Origin of the sequence: Streptomyces sp. NPDC005931 (assembly GCF_042871235.1) — a bacterium.
In the GTDB taxonomy this organism is placed as follows: domain Bacteria; phylum Actinomycetota; class Actinomycetes; order Streptomycetales; family Streptomycetaceae; genus Streptomyces.
On sequence record NZ_JBIAIG010000001.1, the window covers coordinates 564,934 to 584,344 of the forward strand.

A 19,411-nucleotide genomic window follows, 5' to 3' on the forward strand; every position below is an offset into this window, starting at 1 on the left:
TTGGGGGGGGGGGGGTTCCGTCGGTTCGGCCGGCCCGCCCCCCCCGGGGGGGGGCCCCGCCGCCCCCGCCGGCCGGCGGGCCACTCGCCGTTGCGGTGTCTCTGTCGTCCGCGGCGTCTGCGGCACCGGCGGTGTCGATGCCGTGGTGCTCCGCGTGTCACACCACCTGGTGCAGCCAGCGGACCGGGGCGCCCTCGCCCGCGTACCTGAAGGGCTCCAGTTCGTCGTCCCAGGGCTTGCCGAGGAGCTTGGCGATCTCGGCCTCCAGGTCGGTCTCGCCGCTCTGCGAGCGGACCAGGGCGGCGCGCAGCCGGTCCTCCGGGATCAGGATGTCGCCGTGGATGCCGGTGACGGCGTGGAAGATGCCCAGGTCGGGGGTGCAGCTGTAGCGCTCGCCCTCGGCGGTCGGGCAGGGTTCCGCGGTGACCTCGAAGCGGAGCATCTGCCAGCCGCGCAGCGCGGAGGCCAGTTTGGAGGCGGTGCCGGCCTGGCCCTGCCAGGAGAACTCCGAGCGCCAGGTGCCGGGGGCGGCGGGCTGGCGGATCCAGTCCAGGCTGACGCGCGTGCCGAGCACCCCGGCGACGGCCCACTCGACGTGCGGGCACAACGCGCGCGGCGCGGAGTGCACGTACAGAACTCCACGTGTCGTCACCGGAACCTCCGGGCAGAGCGGGACATCTTGGAACGGGCGGAACGGCCGTGACCGGGCGGGTCACGTTGATGGCGAGGCTACCGTGCGCCGGAGCAAGGAGTGTGACGTACCGTCGGTCCGGCTGCCGGGAAACATGCGCCATTCACCCGGCAGGACGCCTGTGCGGCCGTGAGCCGTTCCCTCCGGAGGCCCGGGAACCCTCGTGCGTTGTTAATGGTGGGGGGATGCCGGGGGATCGGACCGCGACATCTCACCACGACCACGACACACCGCGACCGCACGGGAAGGACGCACATGCAGCAGGCGACGCGGAGGCGGGGCCGCCGGTCACGGGCGGCGGTCGCCGTGACGGCGGCCGCCGTCCTGGGCATCACCGGCTGCGACGCCGTCGGCGGCGAGGCCCCCGCCCCGTCCACCGGGCCGAAGCAGGGCCGCCCGTCGCCGAAGCCCACACCGGTGTGGGACACCAGCCCGTCCTCGGTGGCCGCTGTCGGCGACTCCATCACGCGCGGCTTCGACGCCTGCTCGGTGCTGACGGACTGTCCCGAGGTGTCGTGGGCGACGGGCAGCAGCGAGAAGGTGGACAGCCTCGCGGTGCGGTTGCTGGGGCGGGCCGGGGCGGCGGAGCGGAGCTGGAACCACGCGGTGACCGGTGCCCGCATGGCGGACCTGCCGGGGCAGATGGCCCGGGCGGTGCGGCACGCGCCGCACCTGGTCGCGGTGATGGTCGGGGCGAACGACGCCTGCCGCGACACCACGTCGGCAATGACCCCGGTGGCCGGTTTCCGGGCGGACTTCCAGGAGGCGATGCGCACCCTGCGCGCCGCGCGGCCGAAGGCGCAGGTGTACGTGGCGAGCGTGCCGGACCTGAAGCGGCTGTGGTCGCAGGGGCGGACCAACCCGCTGGGCAAGCAGGTGTGGAAGCTGGGGATATGCCCGTCGATGCTGGGCGACGCGGACGCGCTGGACACCGCGGCCACGCTGCGGCGGGAGACGGTGCAGAAGCGGGTGGAGGACTACAACAGGGTGCTCGAGGAGGTGTGCGCCGAGGACGAGCGGTGCCGTTTCGACGGCGGGGCGGTGTACGAGTACCGCTTCGGCACGGACCAGTTGAGCCGCTGGGACTGGTTCCACCCCAGCATCGACGGACAGGCCAGGCTGGCGGAGATCGCCTACCGGACGGTCACGGCGAAGCGGCCGTGACCGTGCGGCGCGCCGGCGGACGTTCCGGCACCCGCGTCGACCTCCGGGTGGTGCACGAGCCCGGGACGGGGCACCGGTGGAGGTTCCCGAGCGCGGTGCTCCGGCCGAGCACGGTGTTCGTCCCGGAGACGGTGTACGGCTTCCGGCGCGCCGAATCCTGTCACCGATCCGGCCGCGCGAGCCCCGGCCCGGGGTCAGGGTCCCGGGCCGGGACTGCTCATGCGGGTGTTTCCCGTATCAGACGTTAATCGGCTCGACGGGCCCTCGGCCCGAGATCGGGCGCCCGGCCCGGATCCCGTACGAACCCTTCACACGAGCCCCGGAACCCGGGTTCCGTCATCCTGCCGGGAGGTGGGCCGGTCCGGCATGTCGTACCGTGCGCCGGGACCGCCCGGGCCAGGAGCGAGGAACGGCGGGCGAAGACCGTGCCGACCGCCGGGCGAGGTGATCGCCGAGGGCCGACCCACCGGGGTGCCCGCCCGGTCACCGCCCGTTTCGTCCGGCGATGCCCCATGGCGCCGCCCCTGCCCCGCACGCGATACTGCGGCCCTCCGACACCTCGTGCGCCCACTGCGACGGAAGGCCCGACTGCCTTGACCTCCTTACGTGTTCGGATCGGCGTCCTCGGTTCGGCCGCCCTGCTGACCGGTCTCACCGCCCCCACGACCGCCACGGCCGGAGAGGCACCGCCGCCCGCGCCCACCGTCGAGGAGCGGCGCCTCGAGGGAGCCGTCCCGCGCGAGATCCTGCGCCGTTCCGGATTCGTCACCGTGGCGCCGGAGTTCGCCCGCGCGCTCGACCGGGCACGTTCCTACGCGCAGGCCCTGCGCACCGTCGAGCGCACGGGCGGCGCGTTGTGGCGCAGGGCGGTCGACCGGGCGCAGGGGCGCGGACCGGCGGGCGGGGACCTGAGCCGGGACGACGACCGGCCGCTGTACTGGGCCAGGCTCGGCATGACCCGCGAACTGCGCACCTGGCAGCCCGGGTTCGTGCTGACCGAGGAACAGCGGGTCCGGCTCCTCGACGCCCTGGAGCGCACCTCGCGGGGCCAGAGTTCGATCCGTTACCCGCACGGCGACGGGATGAAGCGGGTCCTGGTCACCGGCTTCGACCCGTTCACCCTGGACCGGGACATCCGCATCTCCAACCCGTCCGGCGCGACCGCGCTCGCCCTGGACGGCACGGTGATCGAGACGGCGGCCGGCCCCGCGCGAGTCGAGACGGCCGTGTTCCCGGTGCGCTGGGGGGACTTCACCGACGGGACGGTGGAGCGGGCGCTGCGCCCGCACCTGCCCGAGGTGGACCTGTTCGGCACCGTGAGCCAGGGGCGGGTCGGCCGCTTCGACCTGGAGCGGACCAACGGGGCCTGGCGGGGTGGTTTCCCGGACAACGACACCGTCGGCCGCACCGGCACGATCCCGGTCGCCGACCCCGCCTCCCAGCCACAGTGGACGACGACCACCCTGCCGTACGCGGCCGTCGTCGCCGCGGACACGGGGCGCTTTCCGGTCTACGACAACACGAGCGTGACCGAGATACCGGCGGGGGGCGCACAGCCCGTCGTCCGGCCCGACGGGCCGACCCCCGGGTCGCCGGCGCGTGCGGGCGGCGGCGGTGACTACCTCTCCAACGAGATCGCCTACCGGGCGACGCTGCTGCGTGACCGCCTCGGCCTGCGCGGCACCCTGCCCGGCGGCCATGTGCACACCCCGGTCCTCCGGTTCGGCGCCGGAAACACCGATCCGGCGACGGGTGCGGTCACAGACCCGGAGTTCGTGCGCAACCGGCTGGACATCGTGGCCCAGGTGCGGGCGATCGTGGCCGTGGCGGTCAGTGCGACGGAGCGAACGCGAGGCTGATGCCGAGCCCGGCCAGGAGGGAGCCGATCACCTTGTTGAGGACCTTCTGGCCGCGCAGCATCAGGGTGCGCATGCGGTCGTGCGAGAAGAACACGGCGACGACGCCGAACCACAGCAGGTGGGCCAGCGACATGAACAGCCCGTAGCCCGCCTGCTGGACCAGTGGCGTGCCGGGGCCGACGACCTGGGCGAAGGTGGAGACGACGAACAGGGTCGTCTTGGGGTTGAGCACGTTGGTGAGGAAGCCCGTGCGCAGGGCCGCGAGGGGGGTCAGCCCCGTCCTGTTCCCCAGGTCCACGGTGACCTCCCCGCGGGTGCGGAAGGTGCGCACGCCGATGTACACGAGGTAGGCCGCGCCGACCAGCTTGATCACCGTGAACAGGAAGGTCGAGGAGGCGATCAGCAGCCCGACGCCGAGCATCGTGTAGGTGACGTGCACCAGTACACCGGCGGCGACACCGGCCGCGCCGAGCAGTCCGGTGCGGCGGCCGTAGAGGTAGCTGTTGCGGACCACCATGGCGAAGTCGGCGCCGGGGGCGATCACGGCCAGGACGGTGATGAGGGCGACGGCGGCGAGCTCGGTCACGGGGCGACGCCCTCCTGCCGGGCCTTTTCGGCAGCGCCGTCGGCGATTTCCTCGCCGAGCAGGTCCCGCGCCATGAGGGTCGCCCCGGCGACCGCGCCGGGCATCAGGAACACCGCGACGAAGGGGATCAGGAAGGCCAGCCCCAGGGGCGTGCCGAAGCCCCAGACGAGGGTCCTGCGGGCGCGCAACAGGGCGAGCCGGTCACGCAGTTCGACCCCGCGCCGCTGGAGCGCGACGGCGGTGAGTTCCTCAGTGAGGAAGAAGCCGGTGACGAAGACCCCGAGCACCGGGACGACGGTCTGGCCGACCACGGGCACGAAGCCGAGCGCGAAGAGCAGCACGGCCCAGCACGCGGCGCGCAGGACGACACGGAGGCTGTCGCGTCCTGAGATCCACAGCTCCCGCCACAGCGGCAGGTGCGACTCGGGCGCCGTGCCGTCCGGGGAGACGTCCCGGTCGACCCGCTCGGACAGGCTCTCGTAGAAGGGCTGCCCGACCAGCAGCGTCACCGCGGTGAAGGTGACGACGGACAGCAGCAGGCCCAGCGCGAAGAGCACGGCGGTGAGGAAGCCGCGGAACAGCCCGAGCCAGGGGCTCGACCAGTCGTCGGCGAACGGCGTCGACCAGGTGACCAGGTCCTCGCCCCACAGCGCCAGCGCCACGAGCGCCGCCGCGTACAGGACGAGGGTGATCAGCCCGGGCAACAGCCCGAAGCCGTACTGCCGGCCGTGCCGGGCCACCCACCGCTGGCCCTTCAGGAGATACCTGAAACCCACCCCGAGATCGCGCATGGGGAAGACTCTAACCGGGGCTCGCCCGCACCCGGACCGAGGAGACCGGACGCCGGGTGCGGCGGGGGCGGCGGGGGCGGCGGGGGCGCGGGTAGCCTCACCCCCGCATCCGACGAGGGGGAATCGAATGACGGCCGTCCACTTCCAGCTCGCCCATGTGCGCGCCGAGCGCGAGCGTCTGCGCTGGCGGCGCACCCACACCTGGGCCGGGACCGTGCCCGGTGCGGGGCAGGTGGAGCTGCTGTGCCCGGCGGACGAGGACCGCAGCCACGACCTGCTGATCACGCGGGTGTCGGGCCGGGCCGTCCCGCCGATGTCCTTCGGCGGCATCGCGTTCCGCGGGCTGCCGCGCATGGCCCGCATGCGGCTGGTCGCCGACGGGCACACGGCGGACCTGGGGCGGCGTCATCTGGCGGTCACCCGGCAGGGCCGCGCCCTGCGCATCGCCGTCGCCGGACGCTCCTACCGCTACCGGGTGCTGGGCAGCGACCTCCGGCACGAACTGGCCCGCGAGGGGGCGGTCGTGACGACGACCCGCTCGGGCCGGCGTCACCCGCGCACGATCTCCGGGGTGGCCCAGGGCGGTGCGGACGCGCTGGACATCGGAATCGCGCTGCTGCTGGAGGGCGCCTACACGCGCAACCTCTCCTTCGGCGGCGCCGTCTACTCCTGGCCGGGGCGCTTCCTGAGCCGGCTGGACCTGGATTTCCTCGACATCTGAGTCGAACGGGCTCGTGTCCGGTTTCAGGAGCGCCGTGCGCTCCTGAGCCGCGCCGATCGCCGCCGCGCGGCCGCGCTTCACCTCCCCGCCGGGCCCGGCCCCGGAGAACACCCGGCCGGCCGGGGCGGCCCCACAGGGCGGCCTGGCCGGGTGACCCGGTGCGAGCATGTGCCGCGGGCGGGGAGCCGTCAGAGCTTGACGATCATCTTCCCGGTGTTGTCGCCGCGCAGCACCCCGAGGAACGCCTCGAGGTTGTTCTCGATGCCCTCGACGACGGTCTCGCGGTACTTGAGCCGGCCGGCCCGCACCCAGGGCCCGACCTCCTGGACGAACTGCGGCTGGAGGTCGTAGTGGTCCCCGACCAGGAAGCCCTCGATCCGTCCGCGGGTCTGGATGAGCCGGGCGAGGTTGCGCGGGCCGGGCGCGGGCTCGGTGTCGTTGTAGACGGAGATCATCCCGCACACGGCGATGCGTCCGCCTTCGTTCAGCGACCCGATGGCCGCCTCCAGGTGCTCACCGCCGACGTTGTCGAAGTAGACGTCGATCCCGTTCGGGGCGGCGGCCCTCAACTGCTCCGCGACGGGCCCGTCCTTGTAGTTGAAGGCGGCGTCGAACCCGTACTCCTCGACGAGCAGTTCGACCTTCTCCTTGGACCCCGCCGACCCGATCACCCGGGAGGCGCCCTTGAGCTTGGCGATCTGCCCCACCTGGCTGCCCACGGCTCCCGCGGCCCCGGACACGAACACGGCGTCGCCCTCCTTGAAGGCGGCGGTCCGCAGCAGTCCGGCGTAGGCGGTGAGCCCGGTCATCCCCAGCACCCCGAGGTACGCCGGCAGCGGGGCGGCCTGCGGGTCCACCTTGACGGCGTGCGCGGCGGCCACGACGGCGTACTCGCGCCAGCCGAAGAAGTGCAGGACGTGGTCCCCCACGGCCAGCCCTTCGGCGTTGGAGGCCACGACCTCGCCCACGGCGCCGCCCTGCATGACCTTGCCGAGCTCGAACGGCGCGACGTACGACTTGGCCGCGCTCATGCGTCCCCGCATGTAGGGGTCGACCGACAGGTACGTGTTGCGCACCAGCACCTGACCCTCACCGGGGGCCGGGACCTCCGCCTCGACGAGAGCGAAGTCCTCGGGCTTCGGCCAGCCCACGGGCCGGTTGAGCAGATGCCATTCGCGGCTGACCGCGGGGAGGTCTGACATGGGGGGAGCACCCTTCCTGGACTGCTGAATTTACTTCACTACCTGAAACAACCATGCTCCTACATATTTCATGATGTCAAGCAAGTGGGTACCCTGGACCCCATGGCCCCACGCACTCGCCCCGACGCACTGACCCTGGAGGTCATCGACCTCATCGGCTCGGTCGTCGCCCGCTACCACGAGGAGTACGAGGAGGCCGCGGCCGAGCACGCCCTGACCGGGGCCCAGGCGAAACTCCTGAGCCTGCTCGCCCTCGACCCGCTGCCCATGCGCAGGCTGGCGCAGCGCCTGCGGTGCGAGCCGTCCAACGTCACCGGCATCGTCGACCGCCTGGAGTCCCGCGGTCTGGTCGAACGCCGCCCGGATCCGTCCGACCGCCGCGTCAAACTGGCGGCGGCCACCGAGGAGGGGCGCCGCGTGGCCCGGAGCCTCCAGGAATCCCTCCGCTTCGCCCGCGAGCCCCTGGCGGGCCTCACGGAGGAGGAGCGCCTGTCCCTGCGGGACGCACTGCGGAGGATGCTGGGCACGGACTGACTCCGCCGGGCGGGGCGGAGGGGTGGGACGAGGGGAGCGGGCGGACGGGCGCGACGCCCGGCCGACGCGCCGCGGTCGGGCGAGCGTCGCCGGGAGGGCGGCGGGAGCGTCACGGCGCCGCCGCCGAGCCCGGCGGGTGAGGACCGGTCGGTCCGCGACAGGCCCTCTAGGCGCACCACCACAGGATCCGGTCGCAGGTTTCCGTGGGTTCCGGTTCGGGCTTCGGCCGGGGCTTCTTCGTCGTGGTGGGTTCGGAGGTTTCCGGTTCCGGGGCGGGCGCCGGTTGCCGGGTCGCCGTCGGTGCGGGCGCGGGTGCGCTGGTGGACGCCGGCCGCACCGTCTCCTCGGTGCCGTCCTCGGCTCCGCTCGACTCCTCCGGGGATCCGGAGGGCGACGGGGAGCCGGACGAGGGTGCGGGCGGGGACGCGAGGGAAGGGCCCGTGCTGCCGCCCGCGCCGGTACCAGTGTTCGGGGAGCGCGTCGGTTCCGGTTCCTCCGCGCCACCGTCCGTGGTCTTCTCCCCCGCCGCGGCCGGCTGCGGCGACGAGTCCGGTGCGTCCGTGCCGAGTTCCGCGAGACTCAGCCCGCCCGCCGCCAGCACGAACCCCGCGGCGATCAGCAGCGTCCGACGCCGCCGTCGGCGGTGCGCCGCGGCCTTGCGGTCCCGTCGGCTCACAGCCGCCACGGGCTCCCTCACGTCCGGCGCTTCAGCGGCTCCCGCCGTCTCCCCGGCGTCCGCCGCTCCGCCCACCTCCGCCGACTCGTCCGCGTACGCACGCGCCTGCGCGCGTATGGTCTCGACAGCGGCTCCGCACCCCGGGCACGCGAGCGCGCCGTTGAGGTGCCGTCCGCACGGGTGGCAGTAGTCCATGACGCGGGAAGACTAGGTTCCGTTCCGGGCGAAGTCATAGGGTCTGCTGTGAAGGTTTGGTAGGGACCAACAGTCGGCCACCCTTTCGAAAACTGCCGAAACCGTTATACGCCCGACCCATTGACACCCACACCACCCCCTCCTTACTGTCACGCCAGCATTTCGAACGTGGGCCGAAATATCGAACACGTCGAACTGTGGCCACCGAAGAAGAGGTTCCACAACCGCAGCGAGGGGCAACTGCCGTGCGCATCACCGGAATCAGCACACACGTGGTCGGGACGCCGTGGCGCAATCTGACGTACGTCCAGGTGCACACCGACGAGGGGATCACGGGAGTCGGCGAGACCCGGATGCTGGGCCACACCGACGCCCTCCTGGGTTATCTCAAGGAAGCCGAGGTCAACCACATCCTCGGCTCCGACCCCTTCGCCGTCGAGGACCTGGTGCGCCGGATGAAGTACGGCGACTACGGCCGCGCCGGTGAGATCGTGATGTCCGGCATCGCCGTCGTGGAGACGGCCTGCTGGGACATCAAGGGCAAGGCCCTCGGCGTCCCCGTCTGGCAACTGCTCGGCGGCAGGGTCACCGACAAGGTCAAGGCGTACGCCAACGGCTGGTACACCACCGAGCGCACCCCCGAGGCGTACCACAAGGCCGCCCGAGCGGTGAGGGAGCGCGGCTACCGGGCGCTCAAGATCGACCCCTTCGGCACCGGCCACTTCGAGCTGGACCACCAGCAGACCCTGTACGCCGTCTCCCTGATCGAGGCGGTCCGGGACGCCATCGGCCCCGACGCCGAGCTGATGCTGGAGATGCACGGCCGCTTCTCCCCCGCCACCGCGGTCCGCCTGGCTAAGGAACTCGCCCCGTTCCAGCCGGCCTGGCTGGAGGAGCCGGTCCCGCCGGAGAACCTCAAGGCACTGGAGAAGGTCGCCGCGAAGGTCGACGTGCCGGTCGCCACGGGTGAGCGCATCCACGACCGGATCGAGTTCCGGGAGTTGTTCGAGAGCCAGGCCGTCGACATCATCCAGCCGGACGTCGGCCACATCGGCGGCATCTGGGAGACCCGCAAGCTGGCCGCGACCGCCGAGACCCACTACATGCTCGTCGCCCCGCACAACGTGGGCGGGCCGGTGCTGACCGCCGCGTCCCTCCAGGTCGGGTTCACCTCGCCGAACTTCAAGGTCCTCGAGCACTTCAACGACTTCGCGGACGCGGAGATCAAGAAGGTCGTCAAGGGCGCGCCGCAGGTGGACCCGGAGGACGGCTGCTTCCACCTTTCCGACGCGCCCGGTCTCGGCGTGGAACTGGACGTCGACGCGGCGGCCGAGTTCCCGCAGCAGCAGGCCCGGTTCGACCTGTGGGCCGAGGGATGGGAACAGCGCAAGCCGAAGGCCACGAAGTGAGCACCGCCGTCGTCGTCGAGGCGCCCGGCGTGCACCGGCTCGTCCCGCACGAGCCACGTGAGCCCGGCCCCGGCGAGGCCCTGGTGCGGGTGCACTCCGTCGGCATCTGCGGCAGCGACCGCGAGCTGTACCAGGGCAACCGGCCCGAGGGCTACGTGCGGTACCCGCTCACCCCCGGCCACGAGTGGTCCGGGACCGTGGAGGAGGTGGGTGCGGGGGTACCGGCCGCCCTGGCCGGCCGCAAGGTGGTCGGCGAGGGCTTCCGCAACTGCCAGGTCTGCGACCGCTGCCACGCGGGCGAGACGACGCTGTGCTCGGCCGGGTACGAGGAGACCGGGTTCACCCAGCCCGGGGCCATGGCGCCCACCCTGACGCTGCCGGCCCGCCTGCTGCACGTCCTGCCGGACGACGCCGACCTCACCGCCGCCGCGCTGCTGGAGCCGGCCGCCTGCGTCGCCGCCGCAGCGCTGAAGGCCGGCGCCGTGCCCGGTGAGCGGGTGGCGGTGGTCGGCACGGGCACCCTCGGCATGTTCGCCGTGCAGTTCCTGCGCGCGAACTCCCCCTCGGAGCTGCTGGTCGTCGGTACCCGGGGGGACCGTGCGGCGCTGTCCCGGCGGTACGGAGCGACCGACTTCCGCACCAAGGACGAGGAGTTCCCCGACGGCTTCGACACCGTGATCGAGACCGCCGGGTCCGCGGACGCGGCCCGCACGGCCGCCGCGCTGCTCCGGCGCGGCGGGCGGCTGGTCCTCACCGGCATCCCGGCGCCCGGTGCCGACGGGCTGGACCCGGCGGACCTGGTCGTGCGGCAGCTGGAGGTGCACACCGTCTTCGGGGCGCCACCGGAGGCCTGGGCGCACACGGTGCGGGTGTTCGCCGCCGGACTGCTCGATCCGGTGCCGCTGGTGACGCACGAGCTGCCGCTCGCGGCGTTCTCGCGCGCCATCGAGCTGGTGGGGTCCGGTGATCCGAAGGTGGGCAAGGTCCTGCTGCGCCCCTAGACGTGCGCCGGCGCGGAGACGACCTGACGGCCTCCGGGCCGGCGTACCCCCGTCCCGACCCACCCGCGCCCCGAGCTGCGAACTTCGTCCGACATATCGAACACGAAGGACACCTTGTGACCGATGCTTCCGTCCCGGCAGCCCGCAGGCCCGGCGAACAGGCGCTCAGCGCGCTCGGCCTCGCCGCGCCCGCCCTCGATCCCGCCGACGCCTCGCCGTACTCCTTTCCCGGCGGCGGCCGCTGGCGCACCGAGATTCCCTCGTGCGAGGGGCCCGAGGCACTGGCGGTGGTCCTGAAGGAGGCCTCGCGGCTGCACGTGCCGATCCACCGGATCAGCCAGGGCAGCGGCGTGTGGATGCTCACCGACACCGAGATCACCGAGATGGTCGAGGCGACCGCCGAGCGGGACATCGAGCTGTGCTTGTTCACCGGCCCCCGCGGAACCTGGGACATCGGCGGCTCGACCCGTACCGACTCGCGCGGCGCGGGGCTCAGGGCCCGCGGCCACGACGCGGTGGCCGGGTGCGTCGAGGACGCCGTGCGGGCGACGGAGCTGGGCGTGAAGTGCCTGCTCGTCGCCGACGAGGGCGTGTTGTGGACGCTGCACCGGGCGCGGGCGGTCGACATCCTCCCGGCGGACACCACGCTGAAGGTCTCGGCGCTCGTCGGACCGGTCAACCCGGCCTCGTACGCGGTGTACGAGCGGCTGGGGGCCGACTCCATCAACGTGCCGAGCGATCTGACACTGGACCACGTCACCGAGATACGGCGGGTTTCGGCCACTCCCATGGACATGTACATCGAGGCGCCCGACGACCTGGGCGGCTATGTGCGGATGTACGAGGTCGCCGAGCTCATCCGGCGCGGCGCGCCGCTGTACCTGAAGTTCGGCCTGTCCAAGGCGCCCGCGATCTACCCGTACGGCCACCACTTGCGGGAGGTCACGCTGGCCGGCGCGAAGGAGCGGGTGCGGCGCGGCCGGCTCGCCCTGGACCTGCTGGCGCGCCACGGCGTCGACGGCGACATGGCACCGCTCGGCTCCCGGCTTCCGGGCGATCCTGTCCGGTTCGACATCGCGTCATAACGTTCCGGAAACTCGACTTCACAGAAGACGACACAGTCGCGCACAATCCCACACAGTCGTTCTCGGCTCCTCTCAACTCCCTCTCCACTACTCCCCCCGGACTCCCGACTCGCGACTCCCGACTCCCGACTCCCGGCCAGCACACTCCGCACCGCGGCCCACCCGCACCCACATCAAGGATGATGATCATGCGTAACCGCAGAGCCGCCCTCGCCGCCACCGCCGCGGCCGCCTCCCTCGCCCTCACCCTGTCCGCCTGCGGCCAGAACAGCGAGGGCGGCAGCGAGGAGGACAAGGGCAGCTCGAAGGGCGCCACCATCGGCATCGCGATGCCGACGAAGTCCTCCGAGCGCTGGATAGCCGACGGCGACAACGTCAAGAAGGACCTGGAGTCCAAGGGCTACAAGACCAAGCTGGTCTACGGGGAGGACGACCCCGACCAGCAGGTATCCCAGATCGAGAACCTGATCACGCAGGGCGTCAAGGCACTGATCGTCGCCGCCATCGACAACAAGTCGATGAACAACGTCCTCCAGCAGGCCAAGGACGCCGGCATCCCGGTGATCTCCTACGACCGGCTCATCCTCGGCACCGAGAACGTCGACTACTACGCCTCGTTCGACAACGAGAAGGTCGGCGAGCTCCAGGGCACGTACATCGTCGAGAAGCTGGGCCTGAAGGACGGCAGCAAGAAGGGCCCCTTCAACATCGAGCTGTTCGCCGGCTCCAACGACGACAACAACACCCGCTACTTCTTCCAGGGCGCGATGAACGTCCTGAAGCCGTACATCGACAAGAAGCAGCTCGTCGTCAAGTCCGGTCAGACCGCGCTCAACCAGGTCACCACCCTGCGCTGGGACGGCGGCACCGCGCAGAAGCGCATGGACGACATCCTGACCTCGGCGTACAAGAGCGACCGGGTCGACGCGGTGCTCTCCCCGTACGACGGCATCTCCATCGGCATCCTGTCCGCGCTGAAGTCGGACGACTACGGCTCCAAGAGCAAGCCGCTGCCCGTCGTCACCGGCCAGGACGCCGAGGTCGCCTCGGTGAAGTCGATCATCGCCGACGAGCAGTCGATGACCGTCTACAAGGACACCCGCGAACTCGCCGAGGTGGCCTCCAACATGGTCGACGCACTGCTGAACGACAAGAAGCCCGAGGTCAACGACTCCAAGACCTACGACAACGGGGCGAAGGTCGTGCCGGCGTTCCTGCTCGAGCCGGTCGCCGTGGACAAGGAGAACTACCGGAAGGTCGTCGTCGACTCCGGCTACATCGAGGCGAGCGACCTGAAGTAGCCGCCACCCACCGACGATTCACCACCGACTGGAAGGCACGACCATGGCGGGACCCGTCCTGGAAATGCGCTCGATCGTCAAGACCTTTCCCGGCGTCAAGGCGCTGTCGGACGTCACTCTGACCGTCCGGCGGGGCGAGGTCCACGCCATCTGCGGGGAGAACGGCGCCGGCAAGTCGACCCTGATGAAGGTCCTCTCCGGCGTCCATCCGCACGGCACCTACGAAGGGGAGATCCTCTTCGAGGGAGAGGCCTGCCGGTTCAAGGACATCCGGGCCAGCGAGCAGCATGGCATCGTTATCATCCACCAGGAACTGGCCCTGGTGCCCTACCTCTCCGTCGCGGAGAACATCTTCCTCGGCAACGAACACGCCGCGCGCGGGTTCATCGACTGGAACGAAACGCTCCGGCACGCCACCGAACTGCTGCGCCGGGTGGGGCTGGAGGAGCACCCCGAGACCCGGGTCGCCGACATCGGCGTGGGCAAGCAGCAACTGGTGGAGATCGCCAAGGCGCTCTCGAAGAAGGTGAAGCTGCTCATCCTCGACGAGCCGACGGCGGCGCTCAACGACGAGGACAGCGGCAAACTCCTCGACCTGATCCTGCAGTTGAAGGAGCAGGGCATCACCTCGATCATCATCTCCCACAAGCTGAACGAGATCCGCAGGGTCGCCGACTCGGTGACGATCCTGCGGGACGGGCGGACCATCGAGACGCTCGACGTGAAGGCCCCGGAGACCACCGAGGACCGCATCATCAGCGGCATGGTCGGCCGCGACCTGGAGCACCGCTTCCCCGAGCGGACACCGCACCGGCCCGAGGAGGGCGCCGCCCCCGCGCTGGAGGTCCGCAACTGGACCGTGCACCACCCGATCGACCAGCAGCGCAAGGTCGTCGACGACGTGTCGCTCCAGGTGCGGCGCGGCGAGATCGTGGGCATCGCGGGTCTGATGGGCGCCGGCCGCACCGAACTCGCGATGAGCCTGTTCGGCCGCACGTACGGCCGGTGTGCGGGCGGCACGGTCCTCAAGGACGGCAAGGAGATCCGTACGAAGACCGTCCCGGAGGCGGTCGCGCACGGCATCGCCTACGTCACCGAGGACCGCAAGCACTACGGCCTGAACCTCATCGACACCATCGGCCGCAACATCTCGCTGAGCGCCCTCGGCAAGGTCGCCAGGCGGGGTGTGGTGGACGAGCACGAGGAGCGGCGGGTCGCCGAGGGCTTCCGCAGGTCCATGAACATCAAGGCGCCGACCGTGTTCGAGCCGGTGGGCAAGCTGTCCGGCGGCAACCAGCAGAAGGTCGTCCTCAGCAAGTGGATCTTCGCCGGTCCCGATGTGCTGATCCTGGACGAGCCGACGCGCGGCATCGACGTCGGTGCCAAGTACGAGATCTACACGGTCATCGACCAGTTGGCCGCCCAGGGCAAGGCGATCGTCTTCATCTCCTCCGAGCTGCCGGAGCTGCTCGGCATGTGCGACCGCATCTACACCATGGCCGCCGGGCGGCTGACCGGTGAGTTCTCGCGGGCCGAGGCCTCCCAGGAATCGCTGATGCGTCAGATGACGAAGGACAAAGAGGTATCCCGATGAGCACGGAAGTCACCGACAGAACCCCGGCCGCAGCGCCGCCGGGCAGGAACGGGGCGGGCACGGGTGACGGACTGCTCCGGCTGATGCTGGACGGCATGCGCCGCAACATGCGGCAGTACGGCATGCTGATCGCCCTCGGCCTGATCGTGGCGCTGTTCGCGGTGTGGACCGACGGCGACCTGCTGCTGCCGCGCAACGTCTCCAACCTGGTGCTGCAGAACAGCTACATCCTGATCCTCGCGATCGGCATGATGCTGGTCATCATCGCGGGTCACATCGACCTGTCGGTCGGCTCCCTGACCGCGTTCGTCGGCTCCATGGCCGCCGTCTTCATGGTCAAGAACGACCTGCCGTGGCCGGTCGCGGTCCTGCTGTGCCTGGCCGTGGGCGCCCTCGCCGGCGCGATCCAGGGGTGGTTCATCGCCTACGGCGGCATACCGTCGTTCATCGTGACCCTCGCGGGCATGCTCACCTTCCGCGGCCTCACCGAGATCTTCCTGGAGGGCCAGACCCTCGGTCCGTTCCCGAAGGGCCTGCAGAAGGTCGCCAACGGCTTCCTGCCCGAGGTCGGCCCGGAGACCAACTACCACAATCTCACCCTGCTCCTGGGGCTCGCGCTGATCGTGTTCGTGGTCCTCCAGGAACTGCGCGACCGGCGGCGCCAGCAGGAGTTCGCCCTGGAGGTGCTGCCGGCCAAGCTGTTCGCGCTGAAGCTGGTCGCACTCGCCTGCGCCGTGCTCACCGTCACGCTGCTGCTGGCCAGTTACAAGGGCACCCCGATCGTGCTGCTCATCCTGGGGGTGCTGCTCGTCGGCTTCGGCTACGTGATGCGCAACGCCGTCATCGGCCGGCACATCTACGCCATCGGCGGCAATCTGCCCGCGGCCAAGCTGTCGGGCGTGAAGGACAAGAAGGTCACCTTCCTGGTCTTCCTGAACATGGGCATGCTCGCGGCCCTGGCGGGTCTGGTGTTCGCGGCCCGCTTCAACGCGGCGTCTCCCAAGGCGGGCCTCAACTTCGAGCTGGAGGCGATCGCGGCCTCGTTCATCGGCGGCGCGTCGATGAGCGGCGGTGTCGGCACCGTGCTCGGCGCGATCATCGGCGGCCTGGTCCTGGGCGTGCTGAACAACGGTATGAACCTCGTCGGTATCGGCACGGACTGGCAGCAGGTCATCAAGGGCCTGGTGCTGCTGGCGGCGGTCGGGTTCGACGTGTGGAACAAGCGCAAGGTCGGTTCGTAGTCGGCTCGGGCCCCGCCGCCACGGCGGGGCCCTCGTACTCCACGGAGCTGTTGTATGGAACTGAGCAGACGCACGGTAATGGCAGGAGCCGCGGCCGCCTCGGTCGCGGCCGCCACGACGACCGGCGGCGCCGCGCATGCCGCGGGAGGCAGGGGGAAACCGGTGAGGACACTCTTCGGCAGGCTCGCCGACGGCACCAAGGTGCACAGCTGGTCGCTGGAGAACGGCGGGACCCGGATGAGGGTCCTGTCCTACGGCGGCATCGTCCAGTCCCTGGAGGTCCCCGACCGCCGCGGCCGGTATGCGAACGTCTCCCTCGGCTTCGACACCCTCGAGGACTACGTCGCCTCCAGCCCCTACTTCGGCGCGCTGATCGGCCGCTACGGCAACCGCATCGGCAAGGGCCGCTTCACCCTCGACGGCACCGCGTACCAGCTCTCCGTCAACGACGGCGACAACAGCCTGCACGGCGGCGCCCGGGGCTTCGACAAGCGGGTCTGGGACGTCGAGCCGTTCGCGGCAGGCTCGGACGTCGGTCTGCGCCTGCACCACACCAGCGCCGACGGCGAGATGGGCTATCCGGGCACGCTGCGCACGACCGTGACGTACACGCTCACCCGGAAGGGCGACTGGCGCATCGACTACGAGGCCACCACCGACCGGGCGACGGTCGTCAACCTCACCCACCACGTGTACTGGAACCTCGCCGGCGAGAGCAGCGGCACGGTCCTCGACCACGAGCTGTCGATCGCCGCCTCGCACTACACGCCGGTCGACTCGGGGCTGATCCCCACGGGCGACCTGGCCAAGGTCGCGGGCACGCCCTTCGACTTCCGCAGGGCCAAGCCGGTCGGCCGGGACATCCGCACCGCCCACCAGCAGATGCTGTACGGCAAGGGCTTCGACCACAACTGGGTCCTCGACAAGGGCGCCACCGGGCGTCCCGAGCACGCCGCGATGCTGCGCGACCCGGCCTCCGGCCGCACCCTGCGGATCGCGACCAACGAGCCGGGCCTCCAGTTCTACTCCGGCAACTTCCTCGACGGCAGCCTGGTCGGCACCGGCGGCCGGGTCTACCGGCAGGGCGACGCGCTGTGCCTGGAGACCCAGCACTTCCCGGACTCGCCGAACCAGCCGGCGTTCCCGTCGACGGTGCTGCGGCCGGGCGAGACGTACCGGACGACCACGGTCCACTCGTTCGGCGTCTGAGCCCCCGCTGCGGGCAGGCGCGGGGAATCGGCGTCACGCGCCCCGCGCGGACCCGGGGCGCGTGACGCATGGCACGCGCCCCGGGTTCCCGAAGTCACACTTCTTTCACACTGGTTGAACGTCTTCACGCCCCCCTTCGTATGAAAGGGCGGCCCGTGCTCCCCCGCACGGGCCACCCAAGCGAGACGGACCCGGACCACCTCCCCGCCCGGGCCCGCCCCCCACGGAGGTTCCATGGCCGACAACGTCACCTCGTTGTTCCGCAGCACCGCGGCGCACAGTCCGTCGATGGCGGCGCTGACGCGGGAGAGCGACGGGGCCGGGCCGGTGGACTTCTGCATCCCCTGCAATCCGTACTTCCCCACCCCCGCCATGTTCGAGGAGATGGCGGCCCGGCTGCGCGACATCATCACGTACTACCCGAGCAGCGCCGACACCATCACGGCCGAGCTGTGCAGCCTGCTCCAACTGCCGCCGCAGTGCGTGGCGATGGGCAACGGTTCCACGGAGCTGATCACCTGGATCGATCACCTGCTGGTCCGCGAGTCCCTCGCCGTCCCCGTCCCCACCTTCGGCCGCTGGACCGACCAGCCCATGGAGACCGGCAAGCGGGTCGACATGTTCCCGCTCCAGGAGTCCAGCGGCTTCGCCCTCGACCTCGCCCAGTACGCCGAGTTCATCCGCGCCCGCGGGACCCGGGTCGCCGTCATCTGCAACCCCAACAACCCCGACGGCGGCTTCCTGCACAAGCACGCGGTCGTGCAGTTCATGGACGCCATGGCCGACCTCGACCTGGTGGTGATCGACGAGTCCTTCCTGGAGTTCGCCGACGCCGAGGCCGAGCCGTCGGTGGTGCAGGAGGCGATGCTGCGCCCCAACGTCGTCGTGCTGCGCAGCCTGGGCAAGAACTTCGGCCTGCACGGCATCCGCTTCGGTTACCTCGTCGCCAACCCGGCGCTCGCGGGCCGGGTGCGCTCGATGCTGCCGAAGTGGAACCTCAACTCGTTCGCCGAGCACGTGGTGTTCATGCTCAAGGAGCACGGGGCCGAGTACGCGCAGAGCCTCCAGCAGGTCCGCCGCGACCGCCTCGACATGTCGGGCCAGCTGTCCTCACTCCCCGGGCTGACCGTCTACCCCTCGCAGGGGAACTTCCTCTTCGTGCGCCTGCCCCTGGGCGCCGAAGGCACCGTGGTCCGGGACCGGATGCTCACCGAGCACCGGATCCTGGTCCGCGAGTGCGGCAACAAGATCGGTTCGTCCAGCCGCTTCCTGCGTCTCGTGGTGCGTCCCCAGGTGGACGTGCGTCGCCTGGTGTCCGGCCTGGAACAGGTGCTCTACGGGACGAACAGGAGGGGAGCCGCCGTGCCCGAGCGGGCTACAGGGACCAGCTACAGCTCGGGCACGGCGGCAGTCGACCGCCTGGTGAGCGAGACCAACGGGGCCGGCACCCGGGGCCTGGCCGCTCAGGCCGCCGGTGCCGGCGCTCCGGGGCTCGCCGCCGCTCCAGCCGTCGGCACCGGCATGCCGCTCCCCGCCGCCGCGTCCGCTTCCCCGGTGGACGCGGGCGGCGGGATGCCGATGCCGGCGGCAGCTTCGCCGGGCGGGCAGCACGGGGTGTCGTCGATGCCCCAGCCGGTCCCCCGGTCCGTTCCGGCACCCCAGCCGGTTCCGGAGCCGGTGGGTCGGCCCCTGCCGGTACCGGCCCAGATGCCCCAGCCGCTCGCCCCCGCGGCGCAGGCGCCGTCACCGTTCCCGGAACCGACGTCGCCGTTCCCGGAACCGACGTCGCCGTTCCCGGAACCGACGTCGCCGTTCCCGGAACCGACGTCGCCGTTCCCGGAACCGGCGATGCCCGCGACGGCGGCCTTCCCGGCGCCGATGCCGGCGCCCGCCGGCCCCACCCCGCCCGGCGTCCCGGCCCGCGGCGGCCTGACGGCCGCCCAGGTCAGAGGCACCAACGGCCTCTCCACGGCCCCCGCGACCGGCTGGCCCGGACCGCAGGGCTGGCCGAACGCGGCGGGCATGGACCAGGCGGGCTGACCGGCCCCGGCTTCGGGCATCTCGGCTCCTTCGAGGTTGAGCAAGGGCTGCGGGAGCATCTGCGACGACGTGTGGAACTGGCCGGTGGCCGCGGCTTCGGCATGCGTCCAGA

At 71.3% G+C, this 19,411-nt stretch carries 17 protein-coding genes; 12 read left to right on the forward strand and 5 right to left on the reverse strand.

Annotated elements, in window-relative coordinates:
* Positions 1–157: 157 nt before the first annotated feature.
* A complete protein-coding gene (locus tag ACFYOV_RS02570) occupies positions 158–652 on the reverse strand; it encodes a DUF3145 domain-containing protein (protein WP_389081833.1) in 495 nt (164 codons plus the stop codon).
* A 294-nt stretch (positions 653–946) separates the two neighbouring features.
* Here ACFYOV_RS02570 and ACFYOV_RS02575 point away from each other — a divergent pair, with 294 nt between their 5' ends.
* Both ACFYOV_RS02575 and ACFYOV_RS02580 read left to right on the forward strand, forming a co-directional pair.
* Positions 947–1,855 (forward strand): SGNH/GDSL hydrolase family protein, encoded by a 909-nt coding sequence (locus tag ACFYOV_RS02575; protein WP_389081836.1) that lies wholly within the window; start codon positions 947–949, stop codon positions 1,853–1,855.
* Positions 1,856–2,448: 593 nt separating this feature from the next.
* Positions 2,449–3,714 (forward strand): pyroglutamyl peptidase, encoded by a 1,266-nt coding sequence (locus tag ACFYOV_RS02580; RefSeq protein WP_389081838.1) that lies wholly within the window; start codon positions 2,449–2,451, stop codon positions 3,712–3,714.
* Here ACFYOV_RS02580 and ACFYOV_RS02585 read toward each other — a convergent pair.
* On the reverse strand, positions 3,686–4,300 hold the full coding sequence (locus tag ACFYOV_RS02585) for a LysE family transporter (RefSeq protein WP_389081841.1): 615 nt from the start codon (positions 4,298–4,300) through the stop codon (positions 3,686–3,688). The two genes, ACFYOV_RS02580 and ACFYOV_RS02585, sit on opposite strands and share 29 nt — an antisense overlap.
* A complete protein-coding gene (locus ACFYOV_RS02590) occupies positions 4,297–5,091 on the reverse strand; it encodes an EI24 domain-containing protein (RefSeq protein ID WP_389081843.1) in 795 nt (264 codons plus the stop codon). The genes ACFYOV_RS02585 and ACFYOV_RS02590 overlap by 4 nt, the downstream gene beginning before the upstream one ends.
* A 127-nt stretch (positions 5,092–5,218) precedes the next feature.
* Here ACFYOV_RS02590 and ACFYOV_RS02595 point away from each other — a divergent pair, with 127 nt between their 5' ends.
* Positions 5,219–5,812, forward strand: coding sequence for a hypothetical protein (locus ACFYOV_RS02595; protein WP_389081846.1), 594 nt, complete (start codon positions 5,219–5,221; stop codon positions 5,810–5,812).
* 188 nt (positions 5,813–6,000) lie between these two features.
* On the opposite strand, the gene ACFYOV_RS02600 is transcribed toward ACFYOV_RS02595, so the two are convergent.
* On the reverse strand, positions 6,001–7,014 hold the full coding sequence (locus ACFYOV_RS02600) for an NADP-dependent oxidoreductase (protein ID WP_389081849.1): 1,014 nt from the start codon (positions 7,012–7,014) through the stop codon (positions 6,001–6,003).
* A 102-nt stretch (positions 7,015–7,116) separates the two neighbouring features.
* Here ACFYOV_RS02600 and ACFYOV_RS02605 point away from each other — a divergent pair, with 102 nt between their 5' ends.
* On the forward strand, positions 7,117–7,548 hold the full coding sequence (locus tag ACFYOV_RS02605; RefSeq protein WP_389081851.1) for a MarR family winged helix-turn-helix transcriptional regulator: 432 nt from the start codon (positions 7,117–7,119) through the stop codon (positions 7,546–7,548).
* Between the two features lie 166 nt (positions 7,549–7,714).
* Here ACFYOV_RS02605 and ACFYOV_RS02610 read toward each other — a convergent pair whose 3' ends face one another.
* Complete coding sequence (locus tag ACFYOV_RS02610) at positions 7,715–8,224, reverse strand: hypothetical protein (RefSeq protein WP_389081854.1); 510 nt, start codon at positions 8,222–8,224, stop codon at positions 7,715–7,717.
* Positions 8,225–8,664: 440 nt separating this feature from the next.
* Here ACFYOV_RS02610 and ACFYOV_RS02615 point away from each other — a divergent pair, with 440 nt between their 5' ends.
* From ACFYOV_RS02615 to ACFYOV_RS02650, 8 genes are all read left to right on the forward strand, one after another.
* Positions 8,665–9,828: a mandelate racemase/muconate lactonizing enzyme family protein gene (locus ACFYOV_RS02615; RefSeq protein ID WP_389081856.1), complete on the forward strand. Its 1,164-nt coding sequence runs from the start codon at positions 8,665–8,667 to the stop codon at positions 9,826–9,828.
* A complete protein-coding gene (locus tag ACFYOV_RS02620; RefSeq protein ID WP_389081858.1) occupies positions 9,825–10,829 on the forward strand; it encodes a zinc-binding dehydrogenase in 1,005 nt (334 codons plus the stop codon). Before ACFYOV_RS02615 ends, ACFYOV_RS02620 begins: the two co-directional genes overlap by 4 nt.
* 116 nt (positions 10,830–10,945) lie before the next feature.
* Positions 10,946–11,914, forward strand: a complete 969-nt coding sequence (locus ACFYOV_RS02625; RefSeq protein ID WP_389081861.1) for a hypothetical protein — start codon at positions 10,946–10,948, stop codon at positions 11,912–11,914.
* A gap of 188 nt (positions 11,915–12,102) precedes the next feature.
* Positions 12,103–13,215, forward strand: a complete 1,113-nt coding sequence (gene chvE / locus ACFYOV_RS02630; protein ID WP_389081863.1) for a multiple monosaccharide ABC transporter substrate-binding protein — start codon at positions 12,103–12,105, stop codon at positions 13,213–13,215.
* Positions 13,216–13,258: 43 nt separating this feature from the next.
* The gene (mmsA, locus tag ACFYOV_RS02635) at positions 13,259–14,809 is read left to right on the forward strand and encodes a multiple monosaccharide ABC transporter ATP-binding protein (RefSeq protein ID WP_389081866.1); all 1,551 of its coding nucleotides are present in this window, start codon (positions 13,259–13,261) and stop codon (positions 14,807–14,809) included.
* Positions 14,806–16,050, forward strand: a complete 1,245-nt coding sequence (gene mmsB, locus ACFYOV_RS02640; protein WP_389081868.1) for a multiple monosaccharide ABC transporter permease — start codon at positions 14,806–14,808, stop codon at positions 16,048–16,050. Before mmsA ends, mmsB begins: the two co-directional genes overlap by 4 nt.
* Before the next feature lie 54 nt (positions 16,051–16,104).
* The gene (locus tag ACFYOV_RS02645) at positions 16,105–17,259 is read left to right on the forward strand and encodes an aldose epimerase family protein (RefSeq protein WP_389081871.1); all 1,155 of its coding nucleotides are present in this window, start codon (positions 16,105–16,107) and stop codon (positions 17,257–17,259) included.
* Positions 17,260–17,493: 234 nt separating this feature from the next.
* On the forward strand, positions 17,494–19,299 hold the full coding sequence (locus ACFYOV_RS02650; protein WP_389081873.1) for an aminotransferase class I/II-fold pyridoxal phosphate-dependent enzyme: 1,806 nt from the start codon (positions 17,494–17,496) through the stop codon (positions 19,297–19,299).
* The last annotated feature ends 112 nt before the right edge of the window (positions 19,300–19,411 follow it).